General features: G+C 36.0%; 17 protein-coding genes. 10 read left to right on the top strand and 7 right to left on the bottom strand.

What is annotated here, in order from left to right; translation table 11 throughout:
• Nucleotides 1–169 precede the first annotated feature (169 nt).
• From HHU12_RS28600 to HHU12_RS28615, 4 genes are all read right to left on the bottom strand, one after another.
• Entirely contained in the window at nt 170–574 is a 405-nt protein-coding gene (locus HHU12_RS28600; RefSeq protein ID WP_169660160.1) for a hypothetical protein, read from the bottom strand.
• Nucleotides 571–933, bottom strand: coding sequence for a toxin-antitoxin system YwqK family antitoxin (locus HHU12_RS28605; protein WP_169660161.1), 363 nt, complete (start codon nt 931–933; stop codon nt 571–573). The genes HHU12_RS28600 and HHU12_RS28605 overlap by 4 nt, the downstream gene beginning before the upstream one ends.
• 309 nt (nt 934–1,242) lie before the next feature.
• Nucleotides 1,243–2,160, bottom strand: a complete 918-nt coding sequence (locus HHU12_RS28610) for an N-acetylmuramoyl-L-alanine amidase family protein (protein ID WP_169660162.1) — start codon at nt 2,158–2,160, stop codon at nt 1,243–1,245.
• Nucleotides 2,161–2,167: 7 nt separating this feature from the next.
• The gene (locus tag HHU12_RS28615; protein WP_169660163.1) at nt 2,168–2,662 is read right to left on the bottom strand and encodes a low molecular weight protein-tyrosine-phosphatase; all 495 of its coding nucleotides are present in this window, start codon (nt 2,660–2,662) and stop codon (nt 2,168–2,170) included.
• Nucleotides 2,663–3,047: 385 nt separating this feature from the next.
• On the opposite strand from HHU12_RS28615, the gene HHU12_RS28620 reads away from it, so the two are divergent.
• From HHU12_RS28620 to sov, 7 genes are all read left to right on the top strand, one after another.
• The gene (locus HHU12_RS28620) at nt 3,048–4,040 is read left to right on the top strand and encodes an endonuclease/exonuclease/phosphatase family protein (protein WP_169660164.1); all 993 of its coding nucleotides are present in this window, start codon (nt 3,048–3,050) and stop codon (nt 4,038–4,040) included.
• Nucleotides 4,041–4,098: 58 nt separating this feature from the next.
• The gene (locus HHU12_RS28625) at nt 4,099–5,475 is read left to right on the top strand and encodes a 3'-5' exonuclease family protein (protein WP_169660165.1); all 1,377 of its coding nucleotides are present in this window, start codon (nt 4,099–4,101) and stop codon (nt 5,473–5,475) included.
• On the top strand, nt 5,426–6,193 hold the full coding sequence (locus HHU12_RS28630) for a DUF1573 domain-containing protein (protein ID WP_169660166.1): 768 nt from the start codon (nt 5,426–5,428) through the stop codon (nt 6,191–6,193). Before HHU12_RS28625 ends, HHU12_RS28630 begins: the two co-directional genes overlap by 50 nt.
• 1 nt (nt 6,194) lies before the next feature.
• A complete protein-coding gene (locus HHU12_RS28635) occupies nt 6,195–7,163 on the top strand; it encodes a YheT family hydrolase (protein ID WP_169660167.1) in 969 nt (322 codons plus the stop codon).
• 17 nt (nt 7,164–7,180) lie between these two features.
• Nucleotides 7,181–8,287, top strand: a complete 1,107-nt coding sequence (locus HHU12_RS28640) for a DUF4837 family protein (RefSeq protein ID WP_169660168.1) — start codon at nt 7,181–7,183, stop codon at nt 8,285–8,287.
• 11 nt (nt 8,288–8,298) lie between these two features.
• Entirely contained in the window at nt 8,299–8,898 is a 600-nt protein-coding gene (gene ruvA, locus HHU12_RS28645; protein ID WP_169660169.1) for a Holliday junction branch migration protein RuvA, read from the top strand.
• Nucleotides 8,899–8,978: 80 nt separating this feature from the next.
• Nucleotides 8,979–16,511, top strand: a complete 7,533-nt coding sequence (sov, locus tag HHU12_RS28650) for a T9SS outer membrane translocon Sov/SprA (protein ID WP_169660170.1) — start codon at nt 8,979–8,981, stop codon at nt 16,509–16,511.
• 291 nt (nt 16,512–16,802) lie between these two features.
• Here the strand turns inward: sov and hppD are convergent, their stop codons facing one another.
• Both hppD and HHU12_RS28660 read right to left on the bottom strand, forming a co-directional pair.
• A complete protein-coding gene (gene hppD, locus HHU12_RS28655; RefSeq protein WP_394353216.1) occupies nt 16,803–17,924 on the bottom strand; it encodes a 4-hydroxyphenylpyruvate dioxygenase in 1,122 nt (373 codons plus the stop codon).
• 394 nt (nt 17,925–18,318) lie between these two features.
• Nucleotides 18,319–19,374 (bottom strand): NAD(P)H-dependent glycerol-3-phosphate dehydrogenase, encoded by a 1,056-nt coding sequence (locus HHU12_RS28660; RefSeq protein ID WP_317170550.1) that lies wholly within the window; start codon nt 19,372–19,374, stop codon nt 18,319–18,321.
• A 280-nt stretch (nt 19,375–19,654) separates the two neighbouring features.
• Here HHU12_RS28660 and HHU12_RS28665 point away from each other — a divergent pair, with 280 nt between their 5' ends.
• From HHU12_RS28665 to HHU12_RS28675, 3 genes are all read left to right on the top strand, one after another.
• On the top strand, nt 19,655–20,749 hold the full coding sequence (locus HHU12_RS28665; protein ID WP_044202603.1) for a chorismate mutase: 1,095 nt from the start codon (nt 19,655–19,657) through the stop codon (nt 20,747–20,749).
• Nucleotides 20,750–20,854: 105 nt separating this feature from the next.
• Nucleotides 20,855–21,889, top strand: coding sequence for a 3-dehydroquinate synthase (gene aroB / locus HHU12_RS28670; RefSeq protein WP_169660171.1), 1,035 nt, complete (start codon nt 20,855–20,857; stop codon nt 21,887–21,889).
• 108 nt (nt 21,890–21,997) lie between these two features.
• A complete protein-coding gene (locus HHU12_RS28675; RefSeq protein WP_169660172.1) occupies nt 21,998–22,831 on the top strand; it encodes an alpha/beta hydrolase in 834 nt (277 codons plus the stop codon).
• Here the strand turns inward: HHU12_RS28675 and HHU12_RS28680 are convergent.
• A complete protein-coding gene (locus tag HHU12_RS28680) occupies nt 22,828–23,211 on the bottom strand; it encodes a hypothetical protein (protein WP_169660173.1) in 384 nt (127 codons plus the stop codon). The two genes, HHU12_RS28675 and HHU12_RS28680, sit on opposite strands and share 4 nt — an antisense overlap.
• Between the last annotated feature and the right edge of the window lie 402 nt (nt 23,212–23,613).

A 23,613-nucleotide genomic window follows, 5' to 3' on the forward strand; every position in this document is an offset into this window, starting at 1 on the left:
GCGAATCAATTTTGCATCGATAAATTTGAGGAACCCGCGGTAGCGAAAAGAAAAAAACTGAAGGTTACCCACAAAAAAAGACCCAATAATTCTTAAAATTATTGAGTCTTATATCGAAATTAATTCACTGAAAAACTGTATCGTTTTTTCAGGACATTACAAGATTAGCTTAAATATGAGTAACGGCTAAATTATAGACCCGAGTAGCGATTTTCTTCCGGCCACCAATGGTATTGTACTCCGCAATGATTGGAACTCTTTTCATAATTCCATGACCTTTAGGTACATGAATATTAACTATACCTCTTCTGTTTCGCATTAGAATAGGCCTCAAGTTATACTTTTCCAAATCAATCGTTTTTACTGTTACATCAGGATCTTCTGCAATATAAAATTTCACATTCTTTCTTTTTTCAGAAAGGGTAATTTCTAAAACTACCTTGTCATACAAAGCTGTGTCATCATTTTCTTTGACTTGTATCGTTGGGTATTTCGTTTTCGGTTTACCAGACTTATAATATTCTTTTAAATTCGTAGTAGGCTTTCCATTACTATAATGTGCCTCAGATTTCAATTTCCCGTCTTTATAGTAGTCACCTCATTGTCTTTGTAAAAGGCTTCTTTATAAAGGGTGCCGTTGGTATGGTACATCTTGGCTACACCTTCCTTTTTGCCCATTACATAGTTGATTTCCTGTTTCAATTTCCCAGACTTATAGTAGGTCTTTGCCAGTCCATCTTTTAATCCTTTAGTGTAATTAATTTCCGCTCTTTTTTTATTAGAATTATCATATTTGAAAATATGAAGTCCTTCTTTGATTTCATCTGAAAAAGGTGAAGCCCTTACTATTTTTTCCTCTTTATTTTGGGTAGGCTGATCGCAGGCAGAGACACAGAATAGTACGCTAATTAATAACCAATAGTTAAATTTCATTTGCTTTTTTTATAAAGTTAAATTCATAAGTACAAAGTCAAAAATAAATCATAGTTAATTCTAATTTATTTTTTGAGAGTACAACGCTAAAAAACGTATTAATAGTGGTTCTATTAAAAGTTTTTTGAAGGAAGTAATCGCAAAACAATAAATAGAATTAGTATGAGATAATTTTGAATTTGTACTTAATCACCTTTTAAAAGTAATAAAAAACTCATCACAACGACAGTATAAGTTACCAATCATTATAATGAGGTTTTTCACTTAGAGCCATATTTCAAACATGCTCTTAGAAAAGGTCTGAATGCATTACGGCATTTTCACCACAAAAGCATCCGTAAAGCCTAGTCTTCTTATTCTTAATTTTAAAGATTGAGCTGTTTCAGTAGTAGGAACGTTCCCCACCGTATATTTATAGATCTTTTTGTTATTTCTAATGATCTCATGTTCCTTGATCAAGTGTCCTTGATTGAGTAATTTCTGGAAATGAGGATTAGTATTCGTTACTCTTTTATTGGTAGCAAGAATCTGAATGCTATAATTATCGCCTTGAGGTGTGCTTGATTGACCATGGAAGCTTTGGAATCCTTGGAAAATAGCATTTGCAATTTCATTCTGTCCTTCCTTAGAGTTGATGTATTTTCTTTCATAAGGATTCGACAAGAAACCGCATTCAATTAAAACAGAGGGCATGCTCGTATTTTTCAGAACATACAAGTTATAGCCTCTATCGTTGCGGTTCATCATTCCTCTGGACTGAATCAATGTTTTCTTCTCAATGCTGTTCAATAAGACTTTGGCAAGAGCAACACTCACCTGATCTTGATCCGTATCTACGTGTGCTTTCGCTCCAACAATCCATTTATTAGGATTGGAGTTACTATGAATACTCAAGAAATAATCGGCTTGAGCCACTTCCGCAAAGTCTACTCTATCTTCCAAGCTGACATATTTATCACTTGTACGAGTATAATACACTTGAACATTTGGCATATGTTGACGCATCAGCAAACCAATTTTTTTTGCGATACGGAGATTAATGTCTTTTTCATGCATATATGCACTAGAACCTCTGGGTTTACCAGGATCTTTTCCTCCATGACCAGGGTCTATCACCACCACATACGTTTTTTTACTTTGAGCATTAACAATGGATGTCATGCTTGAGAGTGTAAAAAGTATTAAAGTGATAAAGATTGCAGTACTTAATTTTTTCAGTGTTTCCATTTTCTTGTTAAGGAGTTGGAATATTGTGGGTTTGAATCAGGTGATCTATAAAATTATCTACACTTTCTGAAACAACTTGATAGCAATTTTCAAACCCTGAGATTCCTCCATAATAAGGATCGTCCACATCTTTGTTTGAAGCTTTTTTGTCAAAAGATCTCAATTTCGAAACTTTTGATAATTGAGTGTCATCAGTTGCCAGTCGAGTAACGTTACTGTAGTTGCTGTCGTCCATCACTATTACATAGTCATAATGATCCAAATCTTCTGCCAAAAATTGTCGTGCTATAGATGCTAGTTCAACACCATGCTTCTGAGCTGTAGATCGCATACGGGAATCTGCTCTTTCGCCGGCATGACCAGCGTATGTACCTGCGGAGTCAACTTCAAAGAAATTTTCAAGCCCTCTTTCAGTAATTTTATGAAGCATTAAGCCATCTGCTAGAGGAGAACGACAAATGTTACCTAGACAAACAAAGATTACTTTAACAGTAGACGTCATTCAAAAAATGTTTTAAAAAATTTTTAATTAATTCAGTATGTAAAACTAATTAAAAATTTACTTCGGTTAGATTTGATTATAAAATTTTATTCAAATAAAATTGAGAAATGTAGGTATTAAGTGTGAAATTGAATACACATCTCTTAATAATTACAAATATTTGAAAATATACGCAGAAAATTAAAATTTTCTAACTAAAAATGTAATACAGAAGGATTTTATTTTTTTCTTTCAAAGATTACATTAAAATTAAGTTAGAAACCTAAGGCAAATTTAAAAATGATTTTAGCTCCTAGGGGTTCTGCATTTTTTAAAGCTCATATCAAGTTCGCATATTAAATTGAATGCCCGCATTATTATGAGCACATTATTTTAAAATACAACAATGAAACAAATTTTATTAAAAGTGCTCTATTTCTTCTTATTTCTAATAGTTGCATCCTTGATATTCTTCTTTTGGGCAAAATCACCTAATCTGGAAAAGTCAGAGTATGCAAAAATAGTTGAGTTTGATAACCCTCAGAAAATAGAGGACGACTCCATAATCAGTATTATTTCCTACAACATCGGTTACTTGTCAGGGATGACCAACAATACTTCTGTGAGACCAACGGAAGATTTTTATAAAGGGAATATGGATAAAGTGCTTAAAGACTTGAAAGCTTACAGACCCAATGTTTTAGCACTGCAGGAAATAGATTATGGTGGAAAGAGATCTTATTATGTCAATCAGTTTGAGGTCATTGGCAAAGAGTTAGGGTATCTGAATGGAGGAATGACCATCAATTGGGATAAGACTTATGTACCGTTTCCTTATTTCCCGCCATCGGTGCATTTTGGGAAGATGTTGAGTGGACAGGCTATACTTTCTGATTATAAAATTGTAGAACACGAGAGAACGGAATTAGCTAGAGTAAGAAGTCATCCTTATTATTATTCAGCCATGTATTTAGACCGACTTGCAGAAAGAGTCTTAGTGAATATCGGAGGGCAAGAGGTGATGATTTTCAATGTGCATACTGAAGCGTTTGATGTGAAAACTAGAGAGTTACATATCAGCTTTTTGAAAGACTGGTTTTTAAGAATTGAAGAGAAAATGCCAGTGATCATGGTAGGGGATTTTAATAGTGACCCCACCTATAAAGAGAAAGGGGTGAAAGAGTTTTATAATGACGAAAGAATTGGTGCAATGTGTCCTGAAGGAGATTTATTAAAAGAGGGAACACTCACTTATCCGACGGATACAGCTATAGAGCAATTGGATTTTGTCTTCTTTTCCACAAGACATTTTGAACTAATTGATTGGAAAGTACTGTCAGAATTCGGGCAAGTTTCGGATCACTTTCCGGTCTTAACAAAGTTGAAATTAAAAAAATAAATATTTCCTCAAAAAGCATTCTGTAAAAGAGTGCTTTTTTTATTAGCTTTGTCAGCTTATGAAGTATGCTGTAATAGATCTTGAGACAACAGGAGGGTCAGTAGCCCAAGGAGGAAGAATTATTGAGATAGCCATCATTGTTTTAGAGGATGGTGTTGAGATAGATCGCTTTGAGTCATTTGTGAATCCTGAAATGAATATTCCACCTTTTATCCAGAATTTAACAGGGATAAAAAATGGAATGGTTAGAAATGCTCCAAAGTTTTTTGAAATAGCCAAAAAGGTAGTCGAAATCACTAAAGACTGCTTGTTTGTGGCTCATAATGCTGATTTTGACTATAACTTCGTGAAAGACGAGTTTAAGTCGCTAGGGTATAAGTACAGAAGAAATTCTGTTTGTACTGTAGAGCTGTCAAGAGTGCTTTTGCCAGGTAAAAAATCATACAGTTTAGGAAAGCTGTGTGATGAAATAGGCATTCCGCACAATTCACGACATAGAGCTATCGGTGATACAGAAGCTACAGCCAAGCTATTCCAACTTTTATTACAGCAACCAAAAGCGGATGAAGTGATTGAAGAAATGACAGATTATGATGTCTATTCTTCAAAAAAGCACTATCAACTTTCTAAAGAAAAAATAGATAATTTGCCTGACGAAACAGGTGTGTACTATCTTTATAATGAAGAGGAAGAGTTGATTTACATCGGTAAAAGCAAAAATATCCGTAAGAGAATCCTCCAACATCTTTCAAATAAGAGCACTCCAAGAGCTATAAGAATGGCTGAAATGGTAAGAGATGTGAAAACTACTCTTACAGGAAGTGAATTAATTGCATTGTTATTAGAATCTGACGAAATTAAGAAACACCTTCCAAGGTTTAACAGAGCACAAAGACGTGCGAAGACCTTCTTTGGTATTTATCAGTCCTATGATGACAATGGATATGTCAATTTCAGTATTGCTCCGTTGTCTGATGGCGATCATCCTGTAACCACTACTTTCTCTAGAAAAGAAGCAGAGAAGATATTGGACAGAATGGTGGATAAAAACAATCTTTGTCAGAAACTAGCGGGTATTGACCACAGCGACAAAGCTTGTTTCAGGTATCATCTGAAAAACTGTAACGGTGCATGTATTCAAGAGGAAACTCCAGAAGAATACAACAAAAGAGCACTGCAGGCTTCAATGAGATTTAGCTACGGCGTACCGAATATGTTCTTGATTGACAAAGGACGAGAAGAGAACGAAAGAGCAGTGGTTCAAATTGCAAAAGGTATTTACAGAGGTTTTGGGTATATCAAAATGGATGAAAACTATTCTCCTAAAGCACTCGAAAAGGTAATTACTCCTTATGCTGACAATGCTGATGTAAACAAGATAATCCGTGGAATTCTTCGAAAGAAAAAAGGAATTGAAAGAAAGGTATTTTATTAATCTATTACTGACACTCTGCATTACTCTTTTGCTACAAACTTCTGCTGAAGCAAATGAAGGAGTATTGATGTTTAGTAATCAGAATATTGACCTTGGTGTAGTAAGTCATGAAGCGACTTATCATATTGTCATCCCTTTTAAAAATATAGGCAAACAAGAAGTAGAACTATTACAGATTGATACTGATTGTGGCTGTTCGAAGGCTTCTTACTCTAAGAAAATCGTCGCCTCAGGTGATTCCGCTACCATTAGTGTGGATTTCAAACCCACAGAAGGAGAGTCTCCTTTTTATAGAAGTATTGTCTTGTTAACCAACGGGAAAATAGGACAGTATACCATTTCTTTACAAGGTGTAGTAGGAAATCATCTTTCAAAAAAACAGCCTTTCAATACAGAATTTATTATCCCTTGGAAAACCGGTAAAAGTGCGGTTCCGTTGCTTTCAAAATATGCTTTAAAAGTGGAAGGTAATAAGGGTGAGACCATCAGCTATCCTTTATATGTAACAAATTTGGGAGAGAAACCTCTAGTACTCAATCGATTTGATACAAAAGGAAAAGCGGAAACAATGCAGTACCCTAGAATGGTAAGGCAGGGAGAAATTCTAATGATTCCACTTCAAATAAAGCTTACTGAAAGTGGTGTCTTCCGAGACTATTTCAAACTTATGACGGACGAAAAAAACATACTTATCCGCCTACAGACTATTGTAAATTAAAATGCCGATTGTTCAACCACAAAAATACAAAATGCCTTTCTGGCATCTCAATGGTCATTTGCAAACCATTTTACCATCTATCCAAAGAAAAGTAGAAGGCGTTGTTTACCAAAGAGAACGCATAGAACTTCCTGACGGAGATTTCTTTGACTTTGATTGGGTAAAAAATGGTAATGAACGCTTGGTGATTGTCTTGCATGGTCTAGAAGGAGGAACGGACAGGCATTACTGTAAAGGAATCGCTAAGTTATTTACGGAGAATAACTGGGATTTTTTGGGATGGAATTGTCGTTCATGCAGTGGTGAAATTAACAGACTGCCAAGGTTTTATCATCATGGTGATGTAAAGGATGTTGAAGTGGTATTGAATGAAGTGAATAAGCACGCTTATAAAGAAATCGCTTTTGTAGGGTTTAGTATGGGAGGAGCGATTTCCATCAATACTTTAGGGACTTCTTCATTGAACCTTGATAAAGTCATTGGAGCAGTGGCAGTTTCAACCCCGATTGATTTGAAAACTTGTAGTGATGAGTTGGAGAAAAGGTCCAAACGTTTTTACAATCAAAAGTTTTATAAAAAATTGAGTGCTAAAGTTACCGCTAAAACGAAAGTGATGAGTGGTATAGATGATACATTGATTCAAGAAGGGAAAATAAATTCCTTAAGAGATTTTGACCATTACTACACTGCACCTTTACATGGTTTTCAGTCTACAGATGACTTCTATTATCAGGCAAGTCCTGAACGAAAAATAAATAATATTCAAAAGCCTGTGCTTCTTTTAAATGCCTTAAATGATCCTTTCTTACCAAAAGAAAGTTATCCATTTGAACTTGCCAAAGAGAGTAAATACCTATATTTGGAGGCTCCAAAAAAAGGAGGGCATGTTGGCTTTTGCAGAGATAAAGAATACTACACTTATTCTGAGCAAAGAAGCTTGGAATTCCTAAACAATTGTTCAGCATTTTAGAATTTAAAGAAATGAGTATGATCAAGTCAAAAACAATACTTCGAAACCTAGTTTTATTCAGCCTGTCATTTTTCATGTTTTCATGTCTTTCTAAAGAAGGTGCTACATCTGATTTGGAAAAATCATACTTACCATCGGCCAAAGGAAAGCCTGGTGAAATGGTTTTAGTCATGGACTCTGTGCAATGGAAACCCCAAGATGGTGTAGGTGCTGATTTATATAAACTGGTTTTAGGAAAATCAAGAGGGGTATTACCTCAGCCAGAACCTCAATTTACAGTGACACAAGTGATGCCTTCAGGTTTTACAAGTATCTTGAGACAAGCAAGAAATGTATTGATCGTAACTACTTTTGATCAGAATACAAGAGAAAGTGCTGTATTAAGATCATTTTTTGGGAAAGGTGTAATTGAGAAACTTAGAAAAGAGCAAGATAAATTCCATTTTATCAAATACGATGCTTGGGCTCAAGGTCAAACAGTGGAGCTTTTATTTGCTAAGGATGAAGCTACATTAAGAGAAATTTTAAAAGACCCAGAAAAGCAAAGAATGATTGCTGAACCATTCCACACTTTAGAAACAAAGAACCTTCAGAAAGCAATTAATAAAACATATTCTAGAGTAACGGATAAGTTTTTAAGAAAGAATATGAACGTTTCTATGAAGCTGTTGGATGGTTATAAAGTGGCTCAAAATGATGAGAACTTTATTTGGTTAAGACACCCTGAGCAAAGCTTTGATAAAAACATTTTTATTTCAAAAGTACCTTATACAGATCAAAAGCAATTTGACCCGGCGCAGATTATTATTGATAGAGATTTGCTGGCGAAACAATATTTGTATGGAGACCCAAGCAATCAAAACTCTTTTGTGGTAACAGAAAAGTTAGTGCCTGTAGAGTCTCATAAGACAAAAATTGACGGACGCTTGGCTGTAGAGACAAGAGGGCTTTGGAAAACCAACAATATCACAATGGGAGGACCATTTGTAAGCTACACTTTCACGGATAAATCCGGAGCTAATTTATACTATGTTGAAGGCTTTATTTTTGCTCCAGGCATGGATAAAAGAGAACTTGTAAGGGAAATGGAAGCCCAATTGAAAACATTCAAGGAAATAGACTAGAGAATTTAAATATGTATTATTATATTAGGGGGAAGTTAGCGAAAAAACTTCCCACTTTTGCTGTGTTAGATGTACAGGGAATTGGGTATGAAATTCGTTGGCCTTTAAATGCATTCAGTCTTTTGAATGAAGGAGAAGAATGTACTTTATATACTTATCTATATGTCAAGGAAGATGTTCAGCAGTTGTATGGATTTGCAACTGAGAATGACAGAAGCTTGTTTTTATTATTGATAAGTGTTTCAGGTATAGGACCCTCCACTGGATTAGCGTTTTTGTCTTCTCTGTCTTCATCTGAAATATGTTCTGCAATTATGCAGGAAGATTCAAAAACCATTCAAAGTGTAAAAGGCGTTGGCGCCAAAACAGCACAGAGAGTGGTGATCGAATTGAGAGATAAAATATCTAAGTTACAGTATTCAGGAGAGTTGATGCAAACCACTGTTGCCGTAGCCTCAGATAGCGCTAAAGTGGATGAAGCTATGGACGCACTTGTAGCCTTAGGTTTTACAAGAGCTGGAGCACAGAAATCTATAAAACTGATCATCAAGAAGCATGGCTCTGATTTATCAGTTGAAAAATTAATAAAGCTAGCTTTGAAAAATAATTAATCTCCTCAGCCTATAGATAAATTTTTTACTTTTTGAGCACCTAGCGTGCATTTAAATTATCAACATAATCTGACCTCAATTTGTTTCGCTTTACAGTTGCAACTATTGTCAACGTACTGTTATATGTAATCTTTTCGAACAATGTCTATTCGTCTACTGCATATCATAGTACAGCATACGAGGCTTTTCAGCAGGAGAAACCTCAGGATATAAGTCAAGAGCAGGACACAAGTAAATATGTGCCTTCAAAGCCTTATGAAAAAGATAGGTTCGGGGATCCTATTGCCTCACCGGAACGTAAGTCTCCGCTAATCAGTACAAAACCGAGTACGGAAACGTCGATTAGCATTGATTCCACAGGTAAAACCTACAATGTGAAAGAGACATTGAATGGTGATGTGGATTACAGAACTCCCTCTTATATCGAATATGATGCTTACAAAGATTACCTCTTCAAGAAGCAGATGGCAAATTATTACAATAACCTGTCTGCTGCGCAAGATGGTAATGATGCTTTGCCAGGTATGGATGGTGGCCGTTTGATTCCCGAAATTGAATTGGGTAGAATGGCTGACTTCTTATTTGGTGGCAGTACTTTGGATTTTGAGCTGAATGGTAATGCCATGCTTGATTTCGGCTTTCTGTTTCAAAGAGTGGATAACCCTCAGGTTCCTGTTACTCAACAAAGAAATGGAGGTTTTAATTTCGATCAGCAAGTAGGACTGGGAATGGTAGGTAAAATTGGTGATAAAATGGAAATGACGGCCAATTTTGATACCAAGAGTACATTCCAGTTTGATCAGCAATACAACATGAGTTACACTGCCTATGATTATGATATCATCCAGGATATTCAAGTAGGTAATGTGAGTTTTAATGTAAGAAACTCCTTAATCACAGGTGCCCAAAACCTGTTTGGTGTTTATACGAAATTACGTTTTGGCAACTTATATGTGAGTGGTGTTTTCTCTTCACAAAGAGGATCACAAGAAACCATTACCATTAAAAATGGAGGTCAGAACAGAGAGTTTGAATTCAGAGCTGATACTTATGACAATAACCGACACTTCTTCATTGGTCACTTCTTCAGAGATAAATACGAGGATGCTTTAAAATCAACCCCCAACGTACTTTCTGGAGTGGTTGTGACTAGGATGAAAGTCTATGTGACCAACAGAAGTAATGACACAGAAACACAAAGAAACTTAGTAGGTTTGATGGATTTGGGTGAAGCAAATCCTTATAACCCAAATTGGCTGGGTAATTCTAATAACGGTTCAGTAGCAGATAATAATTCCAATACGCTTTACAATGCTGTAAAAGGATTGAATCGTCAGTCAGATGCTATTAAAGGACAATTGGAGGCATTGGGGTTACCTAATGGTACTGAATTCGAAATACTAAGAAGTGCAAGAGAACTTTCTCCAACGGAATTCCAATACAATCAACAATTAGGTTACATTTCCTTATCTTCACCGCTGCGTAATGACGAAATTCTTGCGGTAGCTTTTGAATATACTTACAACGGAGTAGCGTATAAAGTTGGTGAATTGAATGAGGATTTACCAAACCTTGCTCAAGATGAGGTAATGTTCATGAAGCTTTTGAGCCCATCAACTATTATCACCAAAGTTCAGAGAAATGGTCAGGAGATCGTGTTCCCGATGTGGAATCTGATGATGAAAAACATTTATTCATTACAGACTTCAGGAATACAGCAAGAGGATTTTCAGTTCAGAATTATTTATAGAGATGATAATACAGGTGTAGATAACCCAAGTATTCAAGAAGGTTCTATAGCAGGTGTACCATTGATTGAGGTAACAGGTTTGGACCGTTTGAATATGAATCAGGAACTTCAGAAAGATGGTAACTTTGACTACATCGAAGGAGTGACAGTGGATTCTAGAAATGGGCGGATTATTTTTCCAGTTGTGGAACCTTTTGGTTCAACACTAGAGAATAGATTGCAAAATGATGGAGCTGTTATTCAGGACAAGTATGTTTTCAATGACCTTTATGATAAAACACAAGCTGATGCGATTCTAAATACAAAACAGAATAAGTATTTCATGGCCGGAAGCTATAAAGGTGGTTCCTCTAATGAAATCATGTTGCCGGGGATTAACATTGCTGAAAACTCTGTAGTCATTACCTCAGGAGGCGTAACTTTAACGGAAGGTGTGCAATATACTGTAGATTATCAGTTTGGTAGAGTGACGATCTTGGACCAAGGTGTTTTAAATTCTGGTAAAGATATCCGTATTTCTTATGAAAGAGCAGACCTCTTTAACTTCCAAACGAAAACATTGGCAGGGGTTGATTTAGAATATCATTTCAGTGATGATTTTATTATCTCAGGTACCTTAATGCACCTCTCTGAAAAACCTTTAATTTCCCGTGTGAATGTAGGTAGTGAACCTATTAAAAATACCATGTGGGGTCTTACTTTGGACTATACAACCGAATCAAGATTCCTGACAAAATTAGTTGATGGAATTCCAGGTTTAGATACTAAAGAAAAATCAACATTCTCATTCAAAGGTGAATTTGCACAATTGATCCCTGGTACGCCAACACTTATCGGTACAGATGGTACAGGTTATATTGATGACTTTGAAGGAGCTGAGGTTCCTTATGATTTAGGTTTGAACCCAACATCATGGGCTCACGGTAGTACTCCTTTGAAAGTATTGGATGATCAAGGTTTGATTACAAGCCCGCCGATGACATCCCTTGATTCACTAAAATATAATGATAGAAGAGCACTTTTGGCGTGGTATAATATTGATAACGTCTTCTATTATACCTCAGGAAGTACAAGCAGGCCTTCCAATATTTCTGATGAAGATATGCAAAACCATTATGTGCGTTTAATTCCATATAATGAAGTCTTCAAAAACAGACAAGCCAATCAAATTAACACCAACGAAGTAACTTTTGATTTGGCTTATTATCCAAAAGAAAAAGGACCTTATAACTATAATGTAGATCTGAATAATGACGGTACATTAAGGAATCCAAGAGATAACTTTGGTGCAATTACTAAAGCGATCACAACTGATGTGGATTTTGATAATCTGAATGTTCAGTATTTGGAATTCTGGATGATGGACCCTTTTATTCAAGGACAAAATGCATTGATAGAAGGTCAAAATAACACTACAGGTGGTAAATTATTGATTGACTTAGGTAGTATTTCCGAAGATGTTGTGCCTGATGGTAGACACTTCTTTGAAAATGGAATGACACCGAATAAGAGTTTATTATACCAATCTGTTTGGGGGTATGCACCTACTACACAGTTTGTGAATAATGTCTTTAACACAGCTGTTTCAAGAGGGGTTCAAGATGTTGGTTTTGATGGTTTGACAAGTGAGGAAGAAGTAGAGTTTTTCAGGACAAACTTTATTGACAGATTGCCAGCAGTATTAACGCCACAAGCAATGGATGCTATTCTGGCCGATCCATCAAGTGATGATTTCAAGTATTATTTAGGAGGAGAGGCAGATGCTACAGACTTAAAAGTTTTAGAACGTTATAAGCGTTTCAATGGACCAGACGGTAACTCACCAGAAAACTCAGGAGGAGGAACATTTACACCATCCAACACAAGTTACCCTAACAATGAGGATCTAAACGGTGATAATACACTGAATGAACTGAATGCTTATTACGAGTATGAGTTTGATATGCGTCCTAATCAAATTTCTAATAACCCATATGTTGTAGATAGAGTGACATCTGAAGCTCCGGGTTCAAGAGAATTGGTGACATGGTATCAAGTCAGAATTCCGATTCGTGATGAGAATAACTATGAGAAGTTTGGTAGTATTGATAACTTCAAGTCGATCAAATACATTCGTTTATTTATGACGGATTGGGAACAGCCTGTTGTATTGAGAATGTTGAATTTCCAATTAGTGGGAGCACAATGGAGACCTTATACATTAAATATTGATGAGGAAGGTGGAAGTCCGGCAACTGCTGTAATGAATATTTCATCAGTAAACATTGAGCAAAATGGTGTGACGGATGAAAGTGGAAAAATCCCTTATGTATTACCTCCAGGTTTTGAAAGAGATTATGACGCTACTTCAACTGTAACAAGAAGGATCAATGAACAATCTTTACAAGTATGTATTGATGATTTGAAGGACGACGAAGGAGTGGCAGTGTATAAAAACTTCAGTTTGGATCTTGTCAATTATAAACGGATCAAGATGGAGCTTCATGCACAGTCTGACAGAGCAAAAGATGAAGATTTGAGAGCATTCCTAAGAGTTGGTACCGATTTGGTCAATAACTATTATGAAATTGAGGTACCTCTTTATATTACTCCAAAGTTTTCTACAACACAGGAGGCTATTTGGCCAAGAGAAAATGAAATTGATATTTCTCTTGAAGAACTATATACGCTGAAAGCTCAAAGAAACAAGGAGCAACCTAAAGGAAAAAATGAGGTATATCCGAAAGATCTGCCAGAACCAAACATCAGAAATTACAGAGTAAGGGTAATTGGTAATCCGGATTTAAGTACTGTTCAGACGGCCATGATTGGTGTGAGAAACCCAAGAACTGATGATGCTAGCCCATATAATGTATGTATTTGGGCCAATGAATTGAGAGCAACAGAATACAGTACATTCTCTTCTTGGGCAGCCAATGCATCCGTTGATGCAACATTAGCCGACTTTATGAACATCAAAGCCAATACACGATACAGTTCTGTAGGTTTTGGTGGTATACAGGATAAAATTGGTGATCGTCAAAGAGAAAGTAATCTTGAGTTTGGTATTTCTACAAATATCAACTTAGAGAAGATTTTCTTAAATAGAATAGGTCTATCGATCCCAATTTATATGAGTTATGATCGGAAAGGGTCCAATCCATATTTTGACCCATTAGACCCTGATACCCCATTGAGCATTTCTAAGGGAGGTTTTGAAACGGCTGAAGCAGGTAATTTCTACGCCAATCAGGTGAATTATTTTGAAGAGGCGAGAAGTATCAACATTTCCAACTTGAGTAAAGTGAAAATGAATCCTGAAGCGAAAAGTTATCCATGGGATATTGAGAACTTGAGCTTGAGCGGGTCATATTCAGACTCACATATGAGGGATAAGAATACACAGGCAAAAGATAGTCAGCAATGGAGATTGGGAGCGGCCTATTCTTACCAATCACCATTGAAAGCATGGCAACCATTCAAAGATAGTGACATGGGAGAGTGGGGAGCATTGCTTACAGATTTTAATTTAATGCCTATCCCTACATCTTACTCTGTGAGAGGTGATTTGGACCGATATTATAGATACACTCAATTCAGAACTATTGATCCTGAGACAAGAGAATTTACAACAAATGGCATCAACCCTACTTATGAAAAATCTTTCAAATTCAATAGAGGATATAATGTAGGATGGAATTTCGCGAAGAGTTTAAAAATAGATTATAACGCTACCGCAAATACGTTGATCGATGAGCCTGAAGGTGCTATTGACAGTGATGTAAAACGAGATTCAATCATCAATAATTTATTGGATTTCGGACGTATGAAACAGTTCAATCAGACGATTTCAGGTACTTATAATATACCAATCAATAAGATTCCTGCACTTGATTTTGTTGGAGCAAATGCACGTTACTCAGCGATCACAAACTGGACAGCAGGGACGTTGGGTATTGCAGATACATTGGGTAATGTGTTAGGTAATCAGCAGACTATTGCATTAAGTTCAAAATTTGACTTCAATACTATTTATAAGAAAATAGGGTATGTCAATCACTTAGAAAATGGAGTTTCTTCTCGTTCTAGAAGTAGATCAAGATCAAGAAATTCAAACACTAAGAAGAAAAAAGATAATACTCGTTTGGCTTATGAAAAAATTAAGTTGAAAGATAAACTTAAGAAGCTAAGAGCAAAGCAAAAAGAGCTGAGAACGGAAGAATCTGACAAGAAAAAAGCGGAAAAAGAAAAGCTTGAAGGGAAGATCGCGAAACTCAAAACAAAGATTGAGAAGTACAAAGCAAAAGAGAAGGATATTGCTCCTTTAGAACTTAAGATTGAAGACTATAATACTCAAATTGCTGCCCTTTCTGAAAACGGAGAAGCAGTGGAGGATGAGAAGAAAAATACCAAACTGTCTAAACTTGATGAGGAAATCAAAAAGTATGAACAGGAATTATTGGCTATCAACAAGGAATTGAAAGACAGGGAAACACCGAGTAAGTCGTTTGGAGAGCACCTTGGAGATGCGGGTATTCGTTTAGCGACGATGGTTAAAGACATAGATTTCGGTTATAACGAACAAAACAGTACTACACTTCCTGGGTATATGCCTACAGCAAAATATTTAGGCTTTGATGAAAACTTTGGAGCACCTGGTTTGGCCTTTATTATGGGTAGTCAAGATCCAAATATCCGTTTTGATGCAGCACGCAATGGGTGGTTGAGTTCGAAAGAATCCCTAAATCAACAATTTATTCAACAGCGCACAGAGCAGTTCACAATGAGAGCAAGCCTTGAGCCGTTGAAAGATTTAAAAATCACTTTGAGTGGGGAGCAGAATACAACTCAGTCGTATACGGAAGTGTTTAGGTATACTAGCGCAACGGACAATTATGAGTCACTTTCTCCACAAAGAACCGGTACATTTGGGATGAGTTTCTTTAGTTTGCCTACAGCTTTCAGTACACCTGATGCTAATAATCAGTCTTCAGTATTCAATCAGTTTGTAGCCAACAGAGAAGTAGTGAAAGATAGATTGAATGCCACAAACACCCAAGGTCAATATGTAAATAATGATCAGGATGTATTAATTCCAGCTTTCATTGCGGCTTATACTGGACAGGATGCAAGCAACGTTGGATTAACAGCTTTCCCTACTTCATTCCCTATTCCAAACTGGGATATTCGTTATTCAGGCTTGTCAAACATTAAAGCTTTAAGTGGTGTATTCAAAACCATTACGTTGTCACACAGTTATAAATCAAATTATACGGTAGGTAACTACAACTCATCATTATTGTATGGTGCAACTGAAATTGGACCAGATAAAGATATCAATAATCAACCTTCAGCAAGAACTGATGCAGAGGGTAATATTGTGCCGGTATATGTTGTGAATCAGGTTAATATTGAAGAACGATTTGGTCCGCTAATCGGTATTAATATCAAGTTGATGAATGACCTTCAGATCAAGTTTGATTATAATAAAGGGAGAATGCTAGCTCTGAACTTATCAAATGCACAAGTGACAGAACAGCTGAACAACGATTTCACAGTGGATATTGGTTATACAAAAGCTGGAATGAAATTACCATTCAGGTCTAAAGGTAGAACAAGAGTATTGAAGAATGACATTACATTCAGAGTAGCTTTTTCTATACGTGATAACCAAACTACTCAATATAGAATTGATGAAGAAAATGTGGTTACAGCAGGTAATATGAACTTAGCACTACGTCCTACTATCAATTATATGCTGAATGATAGAGCAAGTCTTCAATGTTATTTTGATAGAACGATCAATGATCCAAAAGTTTCCAATGCATTTAGAAGAACCTCTACAGCATTTGGTTTCCAGTTTAAATATTCATTGACGCAGTAATCACTGTATAATAAGCAGCTGCACAATTAAAATCGGAAGTTTTGGATTTTCTTTTTTAGCCTACTCTTCGTTAGAATATCATCATGTAGCTTTGGCTATGCTCTTCTATTCTGCCTAGATTAGACTAAAAAATAATTATCCAACTTCTTCCAATTTCAAATGAGCAACTGCTTAAATAAGAAGAAAGGCCATCACATGTTTAAAAAGTGATGGCCTTTTTGTATTTGGTAAATCTAAAACGGAGATTAAAGAAAGGATAATCTACCCCTTTAAAATCGTCAAATTGAAAAATTAAAGATTCCCTCTCAACGCCTGTTCTCTCTCAATCGCTTCAAATAAGGCCTTAAAATTTCCCTTTCCAAAGGACCGAGCACCTTTACGTTGTATGATTTCAAAGAAAAGGGTAGGGCGGTCTTCAACAGGTTTGGTGAAAATTTGAAGTAAATAGCCCTCCTCATCTCGATCAACAAGTATATTAAGCGCTTTCAATTGTTCAATTTCTTCATCAATATCACCCACACGGTCCTTTAGATCATCATAATAATTATCTGGAACATACAAGAATTCAATACCTCTATTTCTCAGTTCCTGAACTGTATAGCAAATATCATCTGTAGCTACTGCAATATGTTGTACGCCTGCACCATTGTAAAAGTCAAGGTACTCTTCAATCTGTGATTTCTTTTTTCCTTCAGCCGGTTCATTGATTGGAAATTTTACATAGCCGTTGCCATTGGAAACAACCTTAGACATTAAAGCGGTGTAATCTGTGGAGATGTCATTGTCGTCAAATGTAAGTAGAAGCTTAAAGCCCATGACTTCTTCGTAGAAGTTGACCCATTTGTCCATTTCACCTAAATCAACATTTCCAACACAGTGATCCACATATTTTAGACCTACAGTTTTTGTTGGGAAATTAGATTCTCGAGCTTCAAATTTGGGGAGAAAAGTACCTTTGTAGTTCTTTCTTTCCACGAAAGTGTGGATAGTATCGCCATAAGTTTTAATGGAAGCCATCACTACTTCTCCATTGTCATCAGCCATCACCCTTGGTGTATGAACGGGAACAGCTCCTCTTTTTACGGTTTCATCAAAAGACTTACGGGCATCGTCCACCCATAAAGCAAGGACTTTTACTCCATCACCATGTTTGTGAACATGATCGGAAATTTCTGAATTGGAGGATAGTGAAGTTGTAAATACAAAACGGAGTTTACCTTGTTGTAAGACGTAACTACTGCGGTCCCTTACTCCAGTTTCAGGACCTGAGTAGGCAAGGAGTTCAAAGCCGAACGCTGCCTGATAGAAATAGGCAGCTTGTTTTGCATTTCCGACATAGAATTCGATGTGATCAGTGCCATTGATGGGGAGGAAATCCACCTCTTCCATCTGTTTTGTACTAGACGTTAGCATGTGAGTAATAATTAAATTGTTATTTATGATATATGTGTTTGAGTGTTTATCAGAAACATGCTTGAAACCTTAAGTACTTGAAGTGAGAATGATCTGTTTTTAGCTTGTGAGAGAATTAATATTCGAGGGAAATAGTGATGCTTTAATCAATGAAATTAATAAACTCACGCTATGAAAAGAGATCAATTAACACTAAAAGAGGGGTTTTTACATGCTCTAATAAAAGTATAGAGCCAAAAAAAAGCCTTTATGTTCCTTGAGTAAGTGAAATGCACGACTGAAGTCATGTCTTTCAACATGGAAAATAAAGGCTTTTATATATTTAGTGTTGTCTCATAGATGAGATTAAAATTTCTTTAGTAAATGTGTTTTTATATACGTTGATTAAATATAATTAGTTTAATTGATCTTTTAAAATTCTGAACTCTACAATTGGAGAAATTCTTTCATAAAGAATATTGTACACTGCTCTTGTGATCGGCATTTCGTTTTCAATTTCTAAACGTTTAGCAATTTCGAAAATACTTTTCACTGCGTAATATCCTTCGGCTACCATCTGCATTTCTAACTGAGCTGCTTTTACAGAATAACCGTGACCAATCATATTTCCAAACGTTCTGTTTCTACTGAATTGAGAATAAGACGTAACAAGCATATCTCCTAAATAAGCTGTCCCTAGCAGGTTGCGTTTTATATGATAAGCGGCTTTTAAAAAGTACTGTACCTCTTGCATTGCATTAGAAACAAGCACTGCTTGGAAGTTATCACCATATCCCAAACCATGAGCAATACCGCATGAAATGGCTACGATGTTTTTCATCACCGCCGAATATTCCACACCATAAATATCTCTGATAGAGGTCGTTTTAATATATCTATTACTCATTGCTTCAGATAAGGCTGTTCCAAACCTTTTACTTCCAGAAGCGATGGTCAAATAAGCTTGTTTTTCCATGGCAACCTCCTCAGCATGACAAGGTCCGCCAATTACAGCGACTTTCTTATGATGCACATTAAAATTCTTCTCAATATGCTCAGTCACTAGGATATGTTTTTCAGGGATAAGTCCTTTAATTGCTGAAATGACGAACTTATCTTTGAAGTCATCTGGCGTCAAATCTTTGATAGCATCTAATACAAAAGCTGCCGGAACTGCTAATAAAATGGCGTTTGCACCTCTTATGGCATCCTTAATATTACTAAATGCTTTAACTTTTTCATTGGAAATTTTAGCCGAGGGTAAATATCTAGGGTTGGAATGATACTGTTTGATGTGATCGATATCGTCTTGATTTCGAATCCACCAATGCAAAGTTGTAATACCTCCATCTGATAAAATTTTAACTAATGCAGTTGCCCAACTTCCACCGCCTATCACCGCAATTTTAGAGATATCTGGTATCTCTTGCTGATTATCAGTGTTTTGTATATTTTGAATTTCTTTTGCCACTCTTTTATAAGGTAAATTTTATGTAAAGGTAATAAATACACTTTAGATTGCCGGTCATTTCACACTACAATTATGCCTATTTAAATTCGGCTTTACAATTGTATTGCCATCTGTTTTAAATATTAGTCTAAAAATAGTGATACGAATTTCATTTTAAACATTGTGTTATTTTGTCAATAATTAAAAATGTATGTTAATTTGTTTAATTATTTCAATTAACTATAGATTTAATTCAATTTTTTGTAATTTTGAAGTTATTACTATCTGAAACAAATCTGATATGAAAGATATACAATCATTAGAAAGCTGGTCTGTAGTAAAAAATGGTGGTCCTATCGCCATTGCAGGTCCATGTAGTGCAGAGTCTGAGGAGCAGTTAATGGATACTTGCCGTCAGATTACTGAAGAGATCGGTATTACGCTATTGAGAGCGGGTATCTGGAAACCAAGAACTAGACCAGGATCTTTTGAAGGTATTGGTGAGGAAGGTTTGAAGTGGTTTGCAAATGTGAAGAAGGAATTGAATATGCCTATCACTACTGAAGTTGCTAATGCTCAACACGTTGAGTTAGCATTGAAGTATGGTGTAGACGTTCTTTGGATTGGTGCTCGTAGTACTGTAAACCCTTTTACTATCCAAGAAATTGCTGATGCATTGAAAGGTGTGAAAGATGTTCCTGTAATGATCAAGAACCCTATCAACCCTGATGTAGCGCTTTGGAAAGGTGCAATCGAAAGAATTTATGGTGCTGGTGTTCGTCAAATTGCTGGTATTCACCGTGGTTTCTCTTCTTTTGAGAAAACACAATATAGAAACGTTCCAATGTGGAAATTAGCGATCGCTCTTAAAACTGAGCTTCCTAATTTACCATTGATCTGTGACCCATCTCACATAGGTGGTACACGTGACCTTATCTACCCTGTATCTCAAAAAGCAATCGACTTAGACTTCGACGGTTTAATGATCGAAACGCACAGAGATCCAGACAATGCTTGGTCGGATGCATCACAACAAGTTACTCCTAAGCGTTTAGCTGAAATCCTTAATGAAGTAAACATTAAGAAGAGCACTACTGATGCTGAAGAAGTAAATTCTAAATTAGATACTCTTCGTGGTAAAATTGACCGTTTAGACAACGAGTTATTAGAAGTATTATCTCAAAGAATGAATGTTGTTGGTGAAATTGGAGACTATAAGAGAGAAAACAACTTGACTGTATTCCAAGCAGGTCGTTGGATCGATATCTTCCAAAATCGTCCAGAGCAAGCAGCGAAGTTAGGATTAAGCAAAGCGTTCATGGAGCAATTATTCAAATTGGTTCACGACGAGTCTATCCGTCTTCAAACTGCAGTTGTAAACACAGAAAAAGCGTAAGTAACGCTCTGTTTTTATAGATATTAAAAGGCGGAACACTTTGGTGATTCCGCCTTATTTTTTTGATCTAATGACTATTTTTCTAGTCAAAAAAGTAATAGAACTATGAGTATCAATAAGGTATCTATTTTAAAATCTGTTGATCAAAATACTTTTGAAGGTTTAAAAGGTTATACCAGCCTGGCAGTTATTGTAGATGAAAATACAAAAAGAGATTGCTACCCAATTGTAAAAGATTTATTGCCCGAGCATCTACTTATTGAAGTAGTGAGCGGAGAGGAAAATAAAAATCTTCAGACTTGTCAGCATATCTGGCACGAGCTAACCAATGCTGGTTTTGACAGAAAAGCAGCTGTTTTGGATCTTGGTGGAGGTGTTATTGGTGATATGGGTGGTTTTTGTGCTTCAACTTATAAAAGAGGTGTTGATTTCTGGCAAATGCCAACGACATTACTTTCTCAAGTTGATGCAAGTGTAGGCGGTAAATTGGGTATTGACTTTGGAAAATTGAAAAATCATATTGGTGTTTTCAGAATTCCTGATATGGTTTTGGTATACCCTGAGTTTATCAAAACGCTACCTCAAAATGAGTTGCGTTCTGGTTTTGCTGAAGTAATCAAGCACTGCCTAATTGCAGATGCTGATCACTGGAAAACAGTTTCAGCAAAGCCTTTAACTGAACAAGATTTAACGACAATTATCCCTCATTCTATCAATATCAAGGATGGTGTGGTGACTTCTGATCCAACAGAAAAAGGCTTAAGAAAAATCTTAAACTATGGCCATACTATCGGTCATGCCATTGAAAGTTACTTGTTGGATATTCCAGGAAGAAAGCTGTTGCATGGTGAAGCTATTGCCATCGGTATGATAGCTGAAGCCTATCTTTCTGTGAAGTTTACAGGCTTGAAGGAAGAGGAACTAAAAGAAATTCAAGAGTATATTTTATCAGTTTATGGTAAAGTAGAAATTCTTGAAAGCGATTTAGAGCATTTGTATGCTTACCTTCTTCAAGATAAAAAGAACAGCGGTAAAAAATTAAGTTTCTCTTTACTGTCAAAAATTGGCGATTGTACTTTTGACCAATTTATTGAATGGAATGAAATAGAAGAAGCAATCCGATATTACATTGCTTTATAAATATCATCACCCCAACTGCTTAAGTTGTGGGTGAATGATGGAGCGAGAACTTATAATTTAAAAGCCTGTTTATTTCAAATGGGCTTTTAATTTTTTAAACCTAATGAAATGAAAAATATAAAAACTATCCTTCCCGTCCTGTTCCTGTTCATTTCGTTTTCAGGATTATCCCAAACTGCAACAAAGTATGAACAAAAAAATGAGATCCATTATTACAGCGATACAGAAAGAAAGCAGGATGCTTACTTGAATGAGCGTTGTGTATTGGATATTTATTACCCTAAAAACAAAAAAGATTTTTCAACAATAGTATGGTTTCATGGTGGAGGTTTGAAGGCTGGGGAGAAAGAAATACCAGAAGCTTTGAAAAATAATGATGTGGCCGTTATTGGTGTAAATTATAGATTGTACCCCAATGTAAAGGCACCGATATATATTGAGGATGCCGCTGCGGCTGTAGCGTGGGCATTTCAGAATATTCAAAAATATGGTGGTAACCCGGAAAAGATATTTATTTCAGGACACTCGGCAGGAGGTTATTTGGCGAGCATGGTAGGATTGGATAAAAAATATCTGGAGAAACATGGGATTGATGCCAATCAAATTGCTGGTCTGATTCCTTTTTCAGGGCACACCATCACTCACTTCACAGTAAGGGAAGAGAGAGGAATAAAAGGAGAACAACCTGTAATAGACGAATTGGCACCACTGTATCATGTTAGGAGCGATGCCCCGCCTTTACTGATGATCACTGGTGACCGTGAATTAGAATTATTGGGAAGGTACGAGGAGAATGCTTACATGTATAGAATGATGAAAGTGGTTGGTCATAAAGAAACGCAATTAATGGAATTGGATGGGTACGATCATGGTATGGTTTATCCGGCTTTACCTTTGTTATTAAAGGAGGTAAAGCGGATCAGTAGCCAGAATGAAGATTAATTTCCTGTTGAGACAAGAACAGGATGCATAATTTTTTGAATCAAACGGTCGGCTTGAGCACGATAATGAAAGTTTTTTAACTTCCACCCTCTGTTTTTAGCCACCATTTCTAATAAACTGTGTTCTTCTTTAATGAAGTTGGTAATTGTAATAATCTGAACATTTTTGTCCACCTTATTTTCCGACAGTTCTACAAAAAAAGAATGCTTTTCATAGAGATTAAATGGAAACTTTAGGTCTTTACTGTCGATTAATAAAATTCTTTTGTTTTTAAGAAGAGGGGCTATTTCTTGGATGGCATGTATGACATCTTCTTTCGAAGGCACCTTTGCTAATTTCAAAAAAACATATTCAGGTGTAGCAGAAATACTGTAATTCATATCCCAATATTTTTTTGTTGTGCGATGTTATACAAAGGTAAATAAAAAAATCATTTAAGTGACTTGCATTACCTAAAAAAGGTGACAATAGTCAATTAAATGATTTTTTTAATGAAAATAATATAGGATATCGTTCTTCAATTACATCTGAACATTCTCCAAAACATCAAATGGAAGTGGAATATCATCTTTGCTCTCCCCAATACAAGTTCTAACATCAATTTCAATAGGGAACCCTGGTAAATACTTAATCTACTAACAATGAGTTATTTACTTGTTATAAAATGTAAAAAAGACCCCGAAAAATGTCGAATTAGGCTTTTTTCGGGGTTTTAACTTGCATAAATTTGAGTTCCAACAAAAAATCTATTACAAGTCTGACTCAAATATAACATGCAATTC

Origin of the sequence: Flammeovirga aprica JL-4, from assembly GCF_012844305.1 — a bacterium.
In the GTDB taxonomy this organism is placed as follows: domain Bacteria; phylum Bacteroidota; class Bacteroidia; order Cytophagales; family Flammeovirgaceae; genus Flammeovirga; species Flammeovirga aprica.

Coding starts and splice junctions, on each gene's coding strand:
- HHU12_RS28605 (WP_169660161.1), bottom strand. CDS start 933: ATGAAATTTAACTATTGGTTATTAATTAGCGTACTATTCTGTGTCTCT.
- HHU12_RS28610 (WP_169660162.1), bottom strand. CDS start 2,160: ATGGAAACACTGAAAAAATTAAGTACTGCAATCTTTATCACTTTAATA.
- HHU12_RS28615 (WP_169660163.1), bottom strand. CDS start 2,662: ATGACGTCTACTGTTAAAGTAATCTTTGTTTGTCTAGGTAACATTTGT.
- HHU12_RS28620 (WP_169660164.1), top strand. CDS start 3,048: ATGAAACAAATTTTATTAAAAGTGCTCTATTTCTTCTTATTTCTAATA.
- HHU12_RS28625 (WP_169660165.1), top strand. CDS start 4,099: ATGAAGTATGCTGTAATAGATCTTGAGACAACAGGAGGGTCAGTAGCC.
- HHU12_RS28635 (WP_169660167.1), top strand. CDS start 6,195: ATGCCGATTGTTCAACCACAAAAATACAAAATGCCTTTCTGGCATCTC.
- HHU12_RS28640 (WP_169660168.1), top strand. CDS start 7,181: ATGATCAAGTCAAAAACAATACTTCGAAACCTAGTTTTATTCAGCCTG.
- ruvA (WP_169660169.1), top strand. CDS start 8,299: ATGTATTATTATATTAGGGGGAAGTTAGCGAAAAAACTTCCCACTTTT.
- hppD (WP_394353216.1), bottom strand. CDS start 17,924: ATGCTAACGTCTAGTACAAAACAGATGGAAGAGGTGGATTTCCTCCCC.
- HHU12_RS28665 (WP_044202603.1), top strand. CDS start 19,655: ATGAAAGATATACAATCATTAGAAAGCTGGTCTGTAGTAAAAAATGGT.
- aroB (WP_169660171.1), top strand. CDS start 20,855: ATGAGTATCAATAAGGTATCTATTTTAAAATCTGTTGATCAAAATACT.
- HHU12_RS28675 (WP_169660172.1), top strand. CDS start 21,998: ATGAAAAATATAAAAACTATCCTTCCCGTCCTGTTCCTGTTCATTTCG.
- HHU12_RS28680 (WP_169660173.1), bottom strand. CDS start 23,211: ATGAATTACAGTATTTCTGCTACACCTGAATATGTTTTTTTGAAATTA.